Raw genomic sequence first — 15,838 nt, 5'->3', positions numbered from 1 at the left:
TCTTTGGAGATGTAGATGAATAAACAAATTTATTGCAAATGAAAAGAAGCCTTGATATACTTGTAATCTCAGATTTACACCTCGGTACCTACGGGAGTAGAGCGAAAGAGCTTTTACTTTACTTAGAGTCCGTATCTCCCAAAATACTGATATTGAATGGAGACATCGTAGACATTTGGCAATTTAAAAAGAGCTATTTCCCACAGGAACATCTCAAAGTCATCAAAAAAATTATTGATATGAGTTCCTCGGGTACAGAAGTACATTACATTACAGGCAACCACGATGAAATGCTACGTAAGTTTACCGACCTCAAATTAGGTAATATCAAGCTGAGCAATAAACTGCTTCTCTCACTCAATAATCAAAAAGTCTGGATCTTTCATGGGGACGTATTCGACGCATCCATTCACCATTCGAAATGGCTGGCCAAACTGGGTGGCTGGGGATATGACAAGCTTATTCAGCTCAATAATGTGATTAATTATTGCCTGGACAAAATGGGTAAAGAAAAGTATTCACTCTCCAAAAAGATCAAAAACTCAGTAAAAAAAGCAGTTAAATATATATCGGATTTTGAACATACAGCTACTGAACTGGCAATTGAAAAAAATTATGATTTCGTCATCTGCGGACACATTCATCAGCCTCAAATCAAAGAAGTCATTACCAGAAAAGGAACCTGTACCTATATGAACTCAGGCGACTGGATCGAAAATCTCAGTAGTCTAGAATATAAAAATGGCGAATGGAAGCTGTTTTATTTTGAGGAGAACAAAGAGCAGATTCTGAAGAATAAAATTATTGATATCCCTCTTTTCAGTCTTGAGGATCTTAAAAAGATTGTGATATCGTCGTGATAAACAGGAGATCCGTCTAAATTCATCGTAGATAAAAAAGCCGGATTAAATCCGGCTTTTTTATCTGAAATTGTTATTGCCCAGAAAGAGTCTTCAGTCCGCTTTCATTGCGTTGGTCCGCGAAATTAGGAAGCTTTTGTTTTATAGGTCGAATGTCTCACCGATTTTCGGCAAAGACAATGAAATATCCTCATTTTGAAATTTATCCAATGCCTGCTGTTTATCAATCGTAATTGGAGGGAAAGAATCATAATGAATACCAACTACGCGCGCGCAATTAACAAACTCAGCCGCTTTGATCGCGTCATCCACGTCCATCGTATAATGCCCGCCAATTGGCAAAAATGCCCAATCTAAGTTCATATCGGCCAGTAGTTTCATTTCCATGGTCAAAGCCGTATCACCAGCGAAATAGATGCGTTTGCCTTGTACATTAAAGACAAATCCTACTGGGAAACCACCATATTGACCATCCGGAGTACTATTGGTATGTGCGGCATACACCATCTTTACCGAACCAAACGGAAGCTGCACCGTCCCGCCTAAATTAAACTCGATCACCTTATCGTCAGGAACCCCTTGTCTTCTCACCCAATCGGCAGTTTCAACAATTGCCAGAACCGTCGCTTGGCTATTCTTTTGGATTGTTGCCATATCGGCCACATGATCTTGATGACCATGGCTTAAAAAGATATAATCCGGTCTAATTGCATTCACATCAATTTCCTTTGCTAGCGGATTATAAGTCACAAATGGATCCACAAGAACCTTTGTTCCTTCAAAATCAAACTCTACACAAGATTGTCCGTAATAAGTCGCTTTCATGATAATATCGCTATTGATTAAATAAACCACCTAATCCACCCAACATATCCTTGCTCGCAGCCTGCATTTCAGCCTGACTGATATTCTCCGCCTGTGCAATTGCTTTATTCAAAGCAACCACAAGCAACTCCTCCAATTCTTCCTTATCTGCGTTTGATAAAAATACAGGATCGATAGTAACCTCTTTTATCTCTTTGTTCGCTGTCGCTACCACACGGATCAAACCGCCTTCCACTTCGCCAGATACAGAAATTGAATCCAATCTTTTCTTGATTTCTTCCGCTTTTTGCTGCGCTTGAAATAATTTGTCAAACATATTTATATCATTTATTTCAGGCCAATTTACGAAAATCTCAGCATACCTACTATTGCTAATTTACTTTCGCCAATACTCCCCTTCTTTCCGAAAGTGTCTGATCTTATTGGCCAGAAAGAACCTTCAGTTCGCTTTCATTGCTCTTGGTATCTGCGAAGTCATGAAGGTTTTGTATTTTTGCAGCATGCAAAGCAATCAAGAAAAATTAGTCGCCCATATTTTGGACCAGTTGGGTCTCAATGCGGCAGCTATTCCAACTGAAACTTATGGTAAATTAATTTCAGAACGTCCGCAACTTATCGACATCGATGATATGATTTCCTATGTCAAAAGTATCGGGACCCATCTCGACGCTCACGACAAAATAGCGGAACTGGTTGAAAAAATTGAAGACGAAACTAGTATTCTTATCCATAAGCTTAAATTTATCTCAGCGACAGATAGACCGAAAGTTTTGGTATTGGATCAGATACAACCCTTGGAAGTAAACCGCTCTGCTTATCTACAAGAATCCATCAAAATAGCTGGCGGAGTTCCAGTTACAACGGAAGATGAAGCCGATAAAATCATTGTGATTGCCCAGGGGGAAGGCACTTTCATGAATATTCCACAATTATTGGATATGCCCGCTATTGCTTCCTCAAAAGCTATTGAGCTTGACCAAGTCTTTATTATGACCGATCAGCAATTTGCACAGAATCCCGGATATAATTATTTAGGTATGCTCGAATCCTTGGCGGAAATCCTTCAGCCAAAATATTTTGTTTATGGTCATGAAGGAAATGATTGGCTACAATTTCAATTGAGCTAAAAGCACAAAATAAAGAGCAATAAAAAAGCTCTAGTGTCGCTAGAGCTTTTTTATTGATTATCTAATTATATCTTCTACGCAGGACATTGTATAATTTTTCGACGGTATGCGGTTTATCTGCCCACTTATTCTTAATGGCATAATTCGTCTGCAAAAATGCATCCGCTTCCGCATAACTTGTAAACCTGTTTAATAATTCGATAGCTTCACTATAAGCCAAACTATAGCCATTAAACAAATCTTTAATAAAAAGGAGTTTATCATTTAAGCTAATGCCCGTTTTGATATCGGTCAGCTTATCGGCACTTCCAGATTGATTAACCTGATAAACGCGGTTCTGCACACCAGCCTGTTTCTGTTGAGAGATAATTTCATTTAAGGTCAAGGGCCTAGCAGGAACCTCCTCAACGACCGTGTTAATTTCTTCCTGAATAAGAATCTCCTTCGGTTGTTCAATAACAACTTCTTTTGGTTCTTCGATCACTTCTGTAACCACGACAGTAGGTTCTTCAACTTGCTCAGTGATTTTCTTTTCTGCCTGATAAGCTAATTCATCCACTGGGGCATCTGTAAAAACCGGTGGTGTTGCAGCAACAGGAGGAACGACAGGTTCAACAATTGCAGAACTAGGCTCTTTCGATTCTACAGGTTCACTTTCTGAAACAACTTGGGCTTCTTTATCCCCCACGATGGTTTCTTCGTTTACCACAATGCTATCTTCATTACTACGGTTGAAATCTTCAACCGGCTGAACTTCCTCAGCTGCTTTATCTTGATGTTCAGCGACAGTCTGCTGTGCTGATGCTCTGAGGGTAGAAGGAGGGGTAAAATAGTCGTTAAATCCAATCTTTTTACTTTCCAGCGCCGCAGTACTTAATGTACGCTGCGACTGATTTTCCTGAAGAACGGCCTTTGTCTTGAGTAAAGTTATATATGCTGTTACAGCTTGTGCCTTAGCTTCCAATGTTACTAATTCGTTAATTCCGGACAAATTCCCTTGCTCTGACAAGGTCAGATACTGTCCATTTAAATCCTGTAATAAATCACCTATCTTATTAAAAATTTCCTCTTTAGTACCCATAATTCTGTTTGAAATCACCAATTAATCATTTATAATACTTATACCTTGAAGCGGCCGAAAAGTGGAAAACTCAATCCTTTGATTTTTAAATATTTGGATTTACATTCACTTTTTTGCTACCCAAATTTAATATTTAATTCTGATATTAGCAGCGTCAAAAACAGAATATAATAGGAGGTCATTTTACAAATATCACCTTATTTGCAGACCTTCCGGCAAAATTAAATTAATCAAATGCTTTTTTCCGAACATAATTTGGCTTTGCGCCCCGCTCAATATGGTAGCATTGAAATCATCTGTGGCTCGATGTTCTCGGGTAAGACAGAAGAATTGATCCGCAGGCTAAAAAGAGCACAATATGCACGTCTAAATGTCGAAATCTTTAAGCCAGCCGTTGATAAGCGATACGATGAGAAATTGGTTGTTTCACACGATAGCAATAGCATACCATCGACACCTGTCGACCATTCTTCCGCTATCCTACTGCTGAGTTCATCAACGCAAGTCGTCGGAATTGATGAAGCACAATTTTTTGATGACGGTTTGACAGAAGTATGTGTCAAATTGGCAAACAGTGGCATTCGGGTAATTGTCGCCGGCCTGGATATGGATTATCAGGGGCAGCCATTTGGGCCAATTCCCAATCTGATGGCAGTTGCTGAACATGTAACCAAGGTACATGCAGTATGCATGCAATGCGGCGCTCCTGCAAATTATTCCTATCGCCTGACAAACGATACAGCAACGGTACTTTTAGGTGAAAAAGAAGCCTACGAACCGCGCTGCAGGCAATGTTATTTTCATCTGAACAAATAGAATAGTCAGGTTAAATCAATAAAAATCTGCCAAATCTGTCACTTATTCAATTTGGCATAGGATTTGAAATATACTTAACAAATAAGAATATTAGCGCTTTTAAAAAGCGACAAAATACTTTTCATAATTTAGGTTTATAATTGGTTAGTTAGCACCTCCTTGCCCATCAAGGAGGTGTTTTTTTTAAAACAGAAAACGCTGTTCTCTTTGACTGGGAACAGCGTTTTCTGTTTAAAATATCTGTTTTATTGATTCTTGTTTTACGCTTAGGTATCCAGGCGCTCGTTGCACCCGATTATTGATCAGAAAGAACTTTTGTTATACCTTATGGCTGAACGCGATAATTCATAACCTTACGGCCAATATTTCCTGTCTGATCCATTCCTTCAACGATTACCTTGTAGTTTCCATTTCCATCAGCGTTAAAAAACTGAACAGCAGCTTCCCCTGTTTCCGTAATCGAGACTTTAGGATTCCAATAAATGGTCGTTCTCAAATCGTTTACAGCTTTTCTTTCCGGCGTATCATATTTTGGAACATAGAATTTCCGTTCTTTAATATAACCCAACGGATACATATCGATTACATTTGATTTAGGCAACATGCTTTCAATCTCACTCAGTGACATGCGTGGTTTCTTCGCTTCTACTTTCTTCGTATAGATTGACACAACACCATTGTTTTGATACATTCTGGAGACTGTACCCAATTCATCACGTAAGAAGATTTCGATACCTTCGATATCCGCGACGTTGATGCTATTCAATCCAGGTTCGTCAATAGCCATACCGTTTAAGAAGAATTGAACCGGCGTACGTCCACCCGCGTTATAGTCGCGGGAAACATAATATTTCAATGTCTGCGGATCATAAGTAATGCCTGTCAATACCGTTTGAAGACACATCGTCAACACATTACAGCCCGTCAAACGCTCAGGCTCAATACGATGTTCCGGCATGGACAGCCCCGAAATCGAAGGAAAATCTTTATTGGTGATTACCTTTTTCACTACGGCCGTCACTTCCACCTCATCTAACAGAATCGATTTTCGATATTCCTTTCGGCTATTTGCCAAATAAGGAGCAAAAGCTTGGTCTATATTAGGTACAAAATAACTCTTATATCCATTATTCTTATCGATCTCGGGGTAAAAGCTCTGATCCATATTAATAACCAAGCTTCGGTAATTGTCATTCGATCGGGCATTAACCGTTACTTTGGACGAATCTGGGAACACAAGATCCTTAAATGTAAATCGTCCATTCTGATCTGTATACACGTCCTTTTTTATATTACGGGAAGGTACAGATAATAGTAACCCACCATTTGGATAAGGACGCCCGGTATTCATACGAAGGATACCCGACAATTCAATCCCTTGTTCTGGAAGAAAACTGATCTGTGGCAACTTCTCTGCTATCAGCGTTGGATAATCGAAACGACGATAGCCCTGTGTCATTAATAAGGCATCCAAAGCTTTATCCCGGTTGGGATTTTTCTCATCGAAATAAGCATTTGGATTTTCCACATTTCCTTTCAGGTCCGAAGTCAACAGAAAGTTGCTCACAATGGATAGATCTGCCTGATCGTTGTAAGGGACTTTTGATTCGTCAATTACAGCTACAGAGTAACTTCCCGGAAATTTCTGTCCATTATTGTCGACAGCAAGTTTTAGATTAACCAAGTCTTTTGCCTTGTAACTTTGTTTATCGCTAGTCACCTGAATATTTAAAAGCTTTTCACTTTGAACAAAGGCCAGGCGTTCGCTAATCGGTTTTCCATCAGGACTCAATAAGGTTACCTGGACAATACCATTTGGCAGACGCTCTTTGGGAATATTGACCAAAGCCGAAGAAGATTTTAAATTTACCTGAGCACCAAAACAGAGATGGCCATTCGACTGAACCAAAACATAATAAGAGTGGCCCGGATTTTTCGTAAAATTTTCTTCGCTGGTCACTACTGCAAATTCTGCATTCGTGGCATCCTGTTTCACAAAAACCACATTGGCCTTATCGTTGACAACAGCGGGCAATTTATATTTACGTTCCTGCCCGTTCTCAAACTTTACGACAGCTTGATAGTTTTCCCCGGCAAGCGGTAGAAGAGAAAAATATCCCATGCCCGTTCCAAAGTCTTCAAACTCGGCAATAGACTTGCCTTTCGAGTCCAAAATACTGCCTTTTACCTTGAGTCCCTTTCCATCAGATCCAACGGCTTTAAAGGCAACTTTTTTTGCCAGTCCGGCGATGATATCTCCCCCCTCAGGAAAAAATTGTACATCAGCATCCCATAAAGCATTTTTAAGCAAGAAAGAGCTCGACAGTGGCTTCTCATTTTTATTCTCCTGAATGCTAATTTTCAGTTGCCCTTTCTCCAGATTTTCCTTTTCTTTCGCGGATAAGTTTATCGTTACTTTCCCCAGACCATCAGTCTCACCTTTTCCCTTATCGAAGGTTTCCCATCCCGAGACAAATTCCCAGTTAATCTTTGAGTTGATCATCGGTTTTCCAGTACGGTCGCGGAACTGTATCACAGCCTGGGTTTTATTGCCTCCAATATTATTCTGGAATTCAATATTCGTAATCAATTTTTTATTGATAACATCACCTATCGGGACTACTTTATTAAAAAAGTAGGCGTTATCAAAGTTTGCCATCCATTTTGTATAGCCTCTGAATCGATAATTGTCCTGCGACATAAACTGTGGATCCAGTACAATCTGTCCATTTCCTACACCTTTATCCAACGGAATTCTAAGCGTCTGAATAAGCGAATCACGACTATTTAACACTTCTACATAAGCAATTTTACTTGGCTCATATTCCGCTAGATTACGGGATAAATAGGTCGAAAACCAAAGGGTGTCCCCTACGGCATAATACGGTTTATCGAAATGCAAATGTACTTTTTCAACTGGGTAGACTTGAAAATATTTCTGAACTCGCTCTACGATCGTATTAATAGGTAGTGTAGGTGTGGTCTGCGCATAAGTCGTCCCCATTCCTAACAGTCCTATCGATAAAGTCAATAGTTTTATGTGCTTCATTGAAAGTCTTAGAATAAAAAATGAATAGCTAAATATATTCAATTTTAGGCAAAGACCAACCTCATTGGGGTATTTTTAACATTTATTATGCCTATTCAATGGACAGTTCCCGGAAGGATAAAGGAGCTTAAAGCAATGGCGCTAAAAGTCTGCAGATTGAATCGACCCCTCTTTTCCAGCGGCTACGCTGCATCCATCTTCGGATTGTAATCAGATCGGAAACTTCAATATCAGCCAAAAACTGCGCGTTAAGACGGTCGCAAAGTGCTTTGTCCGAGACAATCCCGGAGATCTCAAAGTTGATATAAAAACTTCTGATATCAAGATTTGTCGTACCAATATAAGCCAGCTTCCCATCAATACAGATCGTTTTGGCATGAAGAAAGCCCTTTTTATAGAGATATACATTGACACCTCTTTCCAGCAGCGGCTTAATAAACGAGAAAGAAGCATGTTGTACAAAAAATGAATCAGACTGGGCCGGCAACATCAGATCCACACGCACTCCTGAGGAAACCGCCAGCATCAAAGCCGTTGTCAATTGATCGCTGGGAATAAAATATGGTGTGCACAACTGTACATATTCTTTTGCTTCGTTGATCCCTGCAATAATTGCTTCCATATTGAACGGTGCAGGGGATCCTGGATCACTAGCTGTAAACCCTACCCCGCTTGCATCTTCATCTGTGAGTGGAAATCGGTTTAAATAACCACGCCCCAATTCAAAAGATTCAGCCTCTGTCTGGTTCCAGCTATTCCAAAACTGAATTTGCAAAGTATTCACGGCCGCGCCGACAACCATCATTGCTGTGTCCCGCCAATAAATCTCATTTTTTCCATTGTTAATATAACGGTCTGAAATATTGATGCCCCCCACAAAGCCAGTTTTGCCATCGATAACCGCGATCTTACGGTGATTTCGGTAGTTACTGTTAGCAAGGGAACTAAAAGTCACCGGAAGAAAGGCTTGAAATGCGAAATCCGGCTTATGCCGCCGCAAATATTTAATGACATCTGGTGCACCAAAACTATCCAATATCAGACGTACCGTGACCCCAGTTTTCGCCTTTTCTTCTAAAATATGTAAAATTTCCTGACCTATTTCATCCATTTCCCAGATGTAGTATTCCATATGAATGGAGTGCTGGGCTGCTTTGAGCTCATCGATAAGTACCGGAAACTTTTCTTCCCCATTAATAAACAGCGTTACATCGTTATTGAGAGAAAATGTAGAGATTTTTTGATTTTTGAGGTAACGATACACCATGGCCAAGCTACCGATGCGTTCGTTTAACGTATCGATATGCTCCTCCATAATTTCGGATTCTTTACGCCAGGCATCCATAAGCTTTTTCGACTGCTCACGGTATACACGTTTCATTCTTTTGACCTTTTTAAATTTTTGCCCAAAAAAATAGTAAATGAGTAAACCTATAATAGGCAAGAAAACAATGACCATAATCCAGGCAATGGTCTTGGAAGGGTTACGGTTTTCGATCAGGATCGTTCCGATTACACCAATATAAAGGATAAGCAAAGGAATCCAGTAATATTGTAACGCAATCTGTAAAATATGATGAAGTACCTCCATATTTTCTGCTAAGGTTTTACCAAACTTAGATAAATTACCTTTTATATGCAATTTAATTGCGTAGCATATATAAGTAATTTATCAATCTCTCCTCTTTCTATCGAGAAATCTATTTATTCAGGTAATATACTACTTAGCATCAACATATTGTTTGTCGTTAAGCACAGTTTATTGCGCCATCGACATGAATAAATGGGCTTAAATAAGGAATGTCTAAATTGGCTCCCCGGAGTATAAACCATATTCCCAATAAGAAATATAGAAAAGGAACCCATTTCGAAAAACCGATTTTGAAAGATCTGGAGAAATTTCCCAGAAAAGAAAATAAAAACAAGAGCGGAATGGTCCCCAAGCCAAAACACAGCATAAAGAAAAAACTTTGCTGTGGACTATCGGCATTGATCGACGACATAAGAGCCATGTACACCATACCACAGGGCAACAGTCCATTGAGTACACCGGCAACAAAGCTACCTCCCGGTTTATAGAGCCATTTCGACAATAAGCGTACAACCGGCTGCACCGCTTTGGTCTGCCAGCTAGCGATCTTCCGGTTATGCTTACCGATGAGCTGAAATAAAGCAATTCCGATCAGGATAATACCTGTGGCCCAGCTCAAACTTCTTTGCCAGCCCTGAAGCTGGGCAAATGAACCTATCGTACCCAGCAAGAGACCTAAACAGCCATAGGTAAGCACCCTGCCCGATTGATACAGTATTTTATTGAAGAAAATATGCCATCCAAAACCTTGTCGCCCTTCAATGGCAAAAATTAACGGACCACACATAACCGCGCAATGTATGCTTCCAAATAAACCCATGAAAAAGGCAAAATAGGTATAGCTCATTTCCGTAAACTAAAATAAAATATGCTCTTCAAACAAAAAGTCTTTACCTACACTTTTCCAGTCAATATACAAATTCCACATTCCTTTATCGAACGTGGAAATGGGCAATGTATATAGGTTACCTGTTGTCTGAAATGGTAATTCTTTGTCTAATCGATTATCCGAAGGTTTTCTAAACAGCAATTTCCCTTTATTTTCTTTGGAGACAAAGTGAATATATAAGGTATCTTTTCTGATTTCGACAGTTGGTGATTCTTTCATCATCAATACATTCTGTTTTTTATCGTAAGCCTGATCATAATTCAGTCCCTGTTCGTAATAGTCATCTTCCTCCAGACTATCCGAGTCATGACTCACCATATATATACCTGCTCCGACGATGCACAGCATGAACACCGCCAAGGTTAAAAAAATCTTTGTACCCCAATTCATTGTTTTTCTCTTTAATTCATACCGGGAGGCGCTATAAAAGTGGTTTTTAAAGTTTCCACTTTCTTATCTCCCGAATAGATAGCTAATTTTACATTACTTTTATAGGTCTCAACATCCTTATTCGCGATAATTAGAAAAAAGCTCAGTGTCGCATGCCCATCTTTACTCAATTTTTGAATAGGATTGACCAGTTGAATCTTTAAACGCGGATCATCACAGACCAATTTAAAAGGCATTTCTTTACCAGACTTGTTGATCAATTCTAAAGAATACAGGTTACTGATTGTCTTATCATCGCGAAGCTGGTAGGTACTGCCCTTGGCCCGGAGCAACCTTCCATCCACCTGAGAACGGTTAAACAATAGAAAACAAAAGACAGACATTAAAGCAACCAATACGATAGAGTAAGCTATTGTTCGTGTATTGTTTTTTTTCTTGAGCGTGCCTTCGATTTCGCCCATTGGATAAAAACCGATTAACTTTTTAGGTTTCCCGATCTTGTCCATGACAGCATCACAGGCATCAATACAAGCCGTACAGCTTACACATTCCAGTTGCAAGCCTTTTCGAATATCAATTCCGGTCGGGCAGACATGTACACATAGTTTACAATCCACACAATCCCCCTGAGAGGTCTTTGCATCCTTTTGTTGTTTTCCTCTCGGCTCTCCACGTCTATGATCATAAGCAACAGTGACACTTTGGTCATCTAAAAGTACCCCTTGTAGCCGACCATATGGGCAAATTGCAATACAGACAATCTCCCTGACATAAGCAAATACGCCATAGAAAACCAATGTAAATATGATAATTGATATCAACCCGCCAATATGTTGGTCCAAGGGATCCGTGATGATTTTAATGAGAGCGTCGGCACCGATGATATAAGACAAAAAGATATTGGAGATGAAAAATGATATGATCAGAAATATGGTATGTTTCAAAAATTTCTTCAACTGCTTTTGATCCGTATTTGGTCCCGCATCCAATTTCTTTTGTTGTTGCCAATCACCTTCAATCCAGTACTCAATTCGTCGGAATATCAATTCTAAGAAAATAGTCTGTGGGCAAGTCCATCCGCACCAAACCCGGCCAAAAACAACCGTAAACAAAACCACGCATACCATCACGATCAACATGCCGAATACGAATATGTAAAGATCCTGCGGATAGAAAAGATTTCCTAAGATGGAGAATTTCCGGTCGATAATGTTAAACATCAAAAACGGTTCGCCATTTATTTTGATGAAAGGAGCAGCGAACAAGAACAACAGTAGTGAATACCCAACCCACTGTCTTTTTTTATAAAGCTCTCCCTGCGGTTTTTTGGCATAAATCCATTGTCTTTTTTTAGACTTAGAACCGCCATTATTGGCACTATTAACTACTGCTGTACTCATTGCTATTTCAATTTATTTATCTGCTTTAGCGGGATCTGTGTTGATATCATCCGCTGCTTTCTCTCCGTTTGCCGCCTGACCACCACCATAGGTTACCTCTTCACCTTGCGGAGCTTTTGGATTAGCAGGGTTTGTATCCCTTAAGGTGATAATATAACTGGCAACCTGTGCGATCTGTGCAGGACTTAACGTTTGTTCCCAAGGCACCATACCTTTATCAGGAACACCATACTTAATGGTTTTGAAGATGTCTTTAATCTCACCACCATGTAACCAAAACTTATCGGTCAAGTTCGGTCCGATGCCTCCCTCGCCACTACCACCGTGACAAGCAACACAATTTGCGGTAAATATCGCTTTTCCATCAGCTGCCATTTCCGGCTGAAACTCCACGCTACTTTCGTCTACATTGCTCGCAGAAGCTGTAAGATAAGCTTGCCGTTCTTTCTCAGCGACAACCATCTCATGTGCATACTCCTGATCTTGGTTCATTCCGATGCCCGACACCTGATACACAAATAAGTAAACAAGGCCGAAAAAAATCGTTCCATAAAAAAGGAAATTAAACCAGATCGGAATCGGATTATCCAGTTCGCGAATACCATCATACTCATGGTCTATGACAATATCTTTTTCTTCCGAAATAGGTCTGATCCCCATGATCTTGTTCCACGACCTTTTCATCCAGCCCTTATTTGCTGCCTTTTTGAGTTTTTCCTCCTTGGCCAATTCAGGCATCGTAATCTTAATAATCGATTTCATCGCGCGGTTAACCATCAGTGCCGAGGCAAGAAGAGCCAACATCACAACAATCAATACAACAATTAAGATATCTGTGTATAAATTATCTGTACCAAATCCTATCGTAGATTGAACAACTTCCGCGGTAGCAGGTGCAGTATCCAATAATAAACTCATATATTATAGACTTTCAGGTGAATGATTCAGTTTCTTTTCTGTTTCATCTTCTTCCAAAGGCAATTCTTTCATATACGTAACATAGTCCTTTTTCATTCGAAACAACATAATTGCTACTGAAATGAAGAAAATCAAGAAGATCCAAAGTGATGCGATTAGATAAAGCTCACTTCCGTTTAGATTTGTTATTTGCTTAAACATGGCTTTATTGATTTGCGTTAATATTATCAGCGACCTTTGGTGCTGCTTTTATATCTGTGCCCAATCGCTGTAAGTATGCAATTACGGCGACGATCTCACGGTCGGCTAACACATTCACTTGATTTTGTTTTAGATCATCAGCAATTTTCTGTGCCTGTTTGGTGAGATCCTGCTCAGCATGGTCAATTTCTGCATCGGTATAGGGGATTCCTAATTTCCGTAATGCTCTCATTTTGTCTTGCAGAATAGAATTATCCAGTTTCTGATCGATTAACCAAGGGTAAGTCGGCATAATACTTCCTGGCGAGGTAATTGTCGGATCTAGTAAGTGATCGAAATGCCATTTGTTTGGATACTTTCCACCGATGCGATGCAGATCAGGTCCCGTCCGTTTCGAACCCCATAAAAACGGTGTATCGTAAACAAATTCCCCAGCCTTGCTGTACTCCCCGTAGCGGGCAGTTTCGGATCTAAATGGACGAATAGTTTGCGTATGACAATTCACACAACCTTCTCTGACGTAAAGATCCCGGCCTTGAAGTTCTAAGGCTGTATAAGGTTTTACACTGGCAATTGTTGGAACGTTTTTAGAGATCGTAAAAGTCGGCACCATCTCTACCATACCTCCGATGAGAATAGCGATAAGTGCCAGCACCATAAATAAGATCGGCTTACGTTCGAGACGGCGGTGTTGCGATTGTTCATTTACTTGAACTGGCAACAATGCTGGAGCTTCTGCAGGTTCATTGGCCAGAAGCTTACCTTTTTGCATTGTTTTGATCAAGTTGAATGTCATGAGGAATACACCAGACAAATAAAGCGCGCCACCTAATGCACGCATCATGTGCATTGGCAAAATTTCCAATGTTGTTGCAAGGAAGTTAGGATATTTCAATACACCTTCTGGGGTAAATTCTTTCCACATCAAACCTTGTACTACAGCTGCCCAATACATAGGTATTGCATAGAATAAAATACCCAAGGTACCTATCCAGAAGTGCGTTGATGCTAGTTTCTTAGAATAAAGTTCTGTTTTATAAATACGTGGTATCAGCCAATATAGAATACCGAATGTCATAAATCCATTCCATCCCAATGCACCTACGTGTACGTGTGCAACGATCCAGTCAGTAAAGTGAGCAATTGCATTCACCTGTTTCAAGGATAACATAGGACCTTCAAAAGTCGCCATACCATAACAGGTAAGGGCTACAACCATAAACTTTAGCATGGGTTCTGTCCGTACCTTATCCCATGCACCACGTAAAGTCAACAAGCCGTTGATCATCCCTCCCCAGCTCGGCGCAATCAACATTATAGAGAATACAACCCCTAAAGACTGTACCCAACCCGGCAATGCTGTATATAGCAAGTGGTGAGGACCAGCCCAGATATAAATAAAGATCAGAGACCAAAAGTGAAGAATACTTAACTTGTACGAGTAGACCGGACGATTGGCCATTTTAGGAAGGAAATAATACATCATTCCCAAATAAGGAGTTGTCAGGAAGAAAGCCACAGCGTTATGACCATACCACCATTGGACCAGTGCATCTTGTACACCCTTGTAGACATAGTAGCTCTTCCAGCCCGCTACAGGCAATTGGATAGAGTTAACGATGTGCAATACTGCTACGGTAACAAATGTCGCAATATAGAACCAAACAGCGACATACATGTGACGTTCGCGTCGTTTGATAATAGTACCGAACATATTGATACCGAACACTACCCAAATAAGGGTAATTGCAATATCAATTGGCCATTCCATTTCGGCATACTCATGACTTGAAGTAAGACCTAGTGGCAGCGTGATAGCCGAGGCAACAATAATCAATTGCCAACCCCAAAAATGGAGTTTACTCAAAGCATCACTAAACATTCTTGCTTTAAGCACCCGCTGTAAGGAGTAGTAGACTCCCATAAAAATACCATTACCCACGAAAGCAAAAATCACCGCATTGGTGTGCACAGGACGTACACGGCCAAATGTTGTAAATTGCAATCCAAAGTTCATCTGGGGCCAAACAAGCTGCGTCGCCACAAGCAATCCTATGGTCATACCAACTATCCCCCAAATAATGGTAGCGATTCCGAAATTCCTGACAATCTTGTTGTCGTAATTAAATTGCTCTAACTGCATTACTTAAATTGTTGATTCTGATCCAAAAGTAAGCAGCATTTTATGACAATCTAATGATGCACAATGCGTACAAAAGTGATGTGCGTCACTTTTCTATAAACCACTTACATCGCCTAATCCCATTTTATGTTCGCTGATTGTAAATAACTTAGCTGAAATACGCTGTTAAGGAGTCCTTTTTCACGACAAGATCTGAAAACAAAAGTGACCGTCATCACATTTCCCGACGATTTATGATCTTCTTAGCGAGATATCAATGGCATAATCTTCCTCATTTCACAGCAGAGCAGAAGCTATATCCTTTGGGTGATCAGTGTCCAGGTAGTAAGTTCGCATTAGATTTCTTGGGAATCGGTCGGCAAATTTTCATATAAGGGCTAGTCCAGACTGCCTACTTCGCCAGGAAAAGGAGGTTTGCCGCCATCCTGGTTAATATTCCGGATAGGCCCAAGCGCGCGGTCCTTTTATCCAGGACTCATCCTGCAGCTTGCGGCTATCAATAAAGGAGCATTTAGTTTAAGGGCTAGTGGTGATGCACCATACCACTG

At 40.2% G+C, this 15,838-nt stretch carries 14 protein-coding genes; 3 read left to right on the top strand and 11 right to left on the bottom strand.

The window, feature by feature from the left end; all coding sequences use genetic code 11:
- The first annotated feature begins 38 nt into the window (after window positions 1-38).
- On the top strand, window positions 39-860 hold the full coding sequence (locus tag B3C94_RS12070; protein ID WP_293903937.1) for a UDP-2,3-diacylglucosamine diphosphatase: 822 nt from the start codon (window positions 39-41) through the stop codon (window positions 858-860).
- Window positions 861-1,001: 141 nt separating this feature from the next.
- Here B3C94_RS12070 and B3C94_RS12065 read toward each other — a convergent pair whose 3' ends face one another.
- Both B3C94_RS12065 and B3C94_RS12060 read right to left on the bottom strand, forming a co-directional pair.
- Entirely contained in the window at window positions 1,002-1,685 is a 684-nt protein-coding gene (locus B3C94_RS12065; RefSeq protein ID WP_293903935.1) for a metal-dependent hydrolase, read from the bottom strand.
- A 10-nt stretch (window positions 1,686-1,695) separates the two neighbouring features.
- Entirely contained in the window at window positions 1,696-2,001 is a 306-nt protein-coding gene (locus B3C94_RS12060; protein WP_293903933.1) for a YbaB/EbfC family nucleoid-associated protein, read from the bottom strand.
- Window positions 2,002-2,185: 184 nt separating this feature from the next.
- On the opposite strand from B3C94_RS12060, the gene B3C94_RS12055 reads away from it, so the two are divergent.
- Window positions 2,186-2,812: a hypothetical protein gene (locus tag B3C94_RS12055; RefSeq protein WP_293903931.1), complete on the top strand. Its 627-nt coding sequence runs from the start codon at window positions 2,186-2,188 to the stop codon at window positions 2,810-2,812.
- 61 nt (window positions 2,813-2,873) lie between these two features.
- On the opposite strand, the gene B3C94_RS12050 is transcribed toward B3C94_RS12055, so the two are convergent.
- The gene (locus B3C94_RS12050; RefSeq protein ID WP_293903929.1) at window positions 2,874-3,893 is read right to left on the bottom strand and encodes a hypothetical protein; all 1,020 of its coding nucleotides are present in this window, start codon (window positions 3,891-3,893) and stop codon (window positions 2,874-2,876) included.
- A gap of 234 nt (window positions 3,894-4,127) precedes the next feature.
- Between B3C94_RS12050 and B3C94_RS12045 the strand changes: the two genes are divergently transcribed.
- Window positions 4,128-4,709 (top strand): thymidine kinase, encoded by a 582-nt coding sequence (locus B3C94_RS12045; RefSeq protein WP_293903927.1) that lies wholly within the window; start codon window positions 4,128-4,130, stop codon window positions 4,707-4,709.
- Window positions 4,710-5,034: 325 nt separating this feature from the next.
- On the opposite strand, the gene B3C94_RS12040 is transcribed toward B3C94_RS12045, so the two are convergent.
- The 8 genes from B3C94_RS12040 to ccoN form a co-directional block, all read right to left on the bottom strand.
- Window positions 5,035-7,758 (bottom strand): carboxypeptidase regulatory-like domain-containing protein, encoded by a 2,724-nt coding sequence (locus B3C94_RS12040; protein ID WP_293903925.1) that lies wholly within the window; start codon window positions 7,756-7,758, stop codon window positions 5,035-5,037.
- Between the two features lie 127 nt (window positions 7,759-7,885).
- The gene (gene cls, locus B3C94_RS12035; RefSeq protein WP_293903923.1) at window positions 7,886-9,349 is read right to left on the bottom strand and encodes a cardiolipin synthase; all 1,464 of its coding nucleotides are present in this window, start codon (window positions 9,347-9,349) and stop codon (window positions 7,886-7,888) included.
- Between the two features lie 157 nt (window positions 9,350-9,506).
- Window positions 9,507-10,169, bottom strand: coding sequence for a sulfite exporter TauE/SafE family protein (locus B3C94_RS12030; protein WP_293904207.1), 663 nt, complete (start codon window positions 10,167-10,169; stop codon window positions 9,507-9,509).
- 36 nt (window positions 10,170-10,205) lie between these two features.
- Entirely contained in the window at window positions 10,206-10,628 is a 423-nt protein-coding gene (locus tag B3C94_RS12025; RefSeq protein WP_293903921.1) for a FixH family protein, read from the bottom strand.
- Window positions 10,629-10,639: 11 nt separating this feature from the next.
- Window positions 10,640-12,028 carry a cytochrome c oxidase accessory protein CcoG gene (ccoG, locus tag B3C94_RS12020; protein WP_293903919.1) on the bottom strand — a complete coding sequence of 463 codons (1,389 nt, stop codon included), beginning with the start codon at window positions 12,026-12,028 and terminating at the stop codon, window positions 10,640-10,642.
- Between the two features lie 12 nt (window positions 12,029-12,040).
- Window positions 12,041-12,946, bottom strand: a complete 906-nt coding sequence (locus tag B3C94_RS12015; RefSeq protein ID WP_293903917.1) for a cbb3-type cytochrome c oxidase N-terminal domain-containing protein — start codon at window positions 12,944-12,946, stop codon at window positions 12,041-12,043.
- 3 nt (window positions 12,947-12,949) lie between these two features.
- Window positions 12,950-13,147: a hypothetical protein gene (locus B3C94_RS12010; protein ID WP_293903915.1), complete on the bottom strand. Its 198-nt coding sequence runs from the start codon at window positions 13,145-13,147 to the stop codon at window positions 12,950-12,952.
- Between the two features lie 4 nt (window positions 13,148-13,151).
- Complete coding sequence (gene ccoN / locus B3C94_RS12005) at window positions 13,152-15,290, bottom strand: cytochrome-c oxidase, cbb3-type subunit I (protein WP_293903913.1); 2,139 nt, start codon at window positions 15,288-15,290, stop codon at window positions 13,152-13,154.
- Between the last annotated feature and the right edge of the window lie 548 nt (window positions 15,291-15,838).

Origin of the sequence: Sphingobacterium sp. UBA5670 (assembly GCF_002420705.1) — a bacterium.
In the GTDB taxonomy this organism is placed as follows: Bacteria; Bacteroidota; Bacteroidia; order Sphingobacteriales; family Sphingobacteriaceae; genus Sphingobacterium.
This window is presented reverse-complemented; position numbering and strand designations above follow the sequence as displayed.

What these genes read in the sequence shown, in the direction of transcription:
- B3C94_RS12050 (WP_293903929.1), bottom strand. Translation starts at nt 3,893, where the DNA reads ATGGGTACTAAAGAGGAAATTTTTAATAAGATAGGTGATTTATTACAG.
- B3C94_RS12060 (WP_293903933.1), bottom strand. Translation starts at nt 2,001, where the DNA reads ATGTTTGACAAATTATTTCAAGCGCAGCAAAAAGCGGAAGAAATCAAG.
- B3C94_RS12025 (WP_293903921.1), bottom strand. Translation starts at nt 10,628, where the DNA reads ATGAATTGGGGTACAAAGATTTTTTTAACCTTGGCGGTGTTCATGCTG.
- B3C94_RS12070 (WP_293903937.1), top strand. Translation starts at nt 39, where the DNA reads ATGAAAAGAAGCCTTGATATACTTGTAATCTCAGATTTACACCTCGGT.
- B3C94_RS12045 (WP_293903927.1), top strand. Translation starts at nt 4,128, where the DNA reads ATGCTTTTTTCCGAACATAATTTGGCTTTGCGCCCCGCTCAATATGGT.
- B3C94_RS12030 (WP_293904207.1), bottom strand. Translation starts at nt 10,169, where the DNA reads ATGGGTTTATTTGGAAGCATACATTGCGCGGTTATGTGTGGTCCGTTA.
- B3C94_RS12015 (WP_293903917.1), bottom strand. Translation starts at nt 12,946, where the DNA reads ATGAGTTTATTATTGGATACTGCACCTGCTACCGCGGAAGTTGTTCAA.
- cls (WP_293903923.1), bottom strand. Translation starts at nt 9,349, where the DNA reads ATGGAGGTACTTCATCATATTTTACAGATTGCGTTACAATATTACTGG.
- B3C94_RS12010 (WP_293903915.1), bottom strand. Translation starts at nt 13,147, where the DNA reads ATGTTTAAGCAAATAACAAATCTAAACGGAAGTGAGCTTTATCTAATC.
- B3C94_RS12040 (WP_293903925.1), bottom strand. Translation starts at nt 7,758, where the DNA reads ATGAAGCACATAAAACTATTGACTTTATCGATAGGACTGTTAGGAATG.
- B3C94_RS12055 (WP_293903931.1), top strand. Translation starts at nt 2,186, where the DNA reads ATGCAAAGCAATCAAGAAAAATTAGTCGCCCATATTTTGGACCAGTTG.
- ccoN (WP_293903913.1), bottom strand. Translation starts at nt 15,290, where the DNA reads ATGCAGTTAGAGCAATTTAATTACGACAACAAGATTGTCAGGAATTTC.
- B3C94_RS12065 (WP_293903935.1), bottom strand. Translation starts at nt 1,685, where the DNA reads ATGAAAGCGACTTATTACGGACAATCTTGTGTAGAGTTTGATTTTGAA.
- ccoG (WP_293903919.1), bottom strand. Translation starts at nt 12,028, where the DNA reads ATGAGTACAGCAGTAGTTAATAGTGCCAATAATGGCGGTTCTAAGTCT.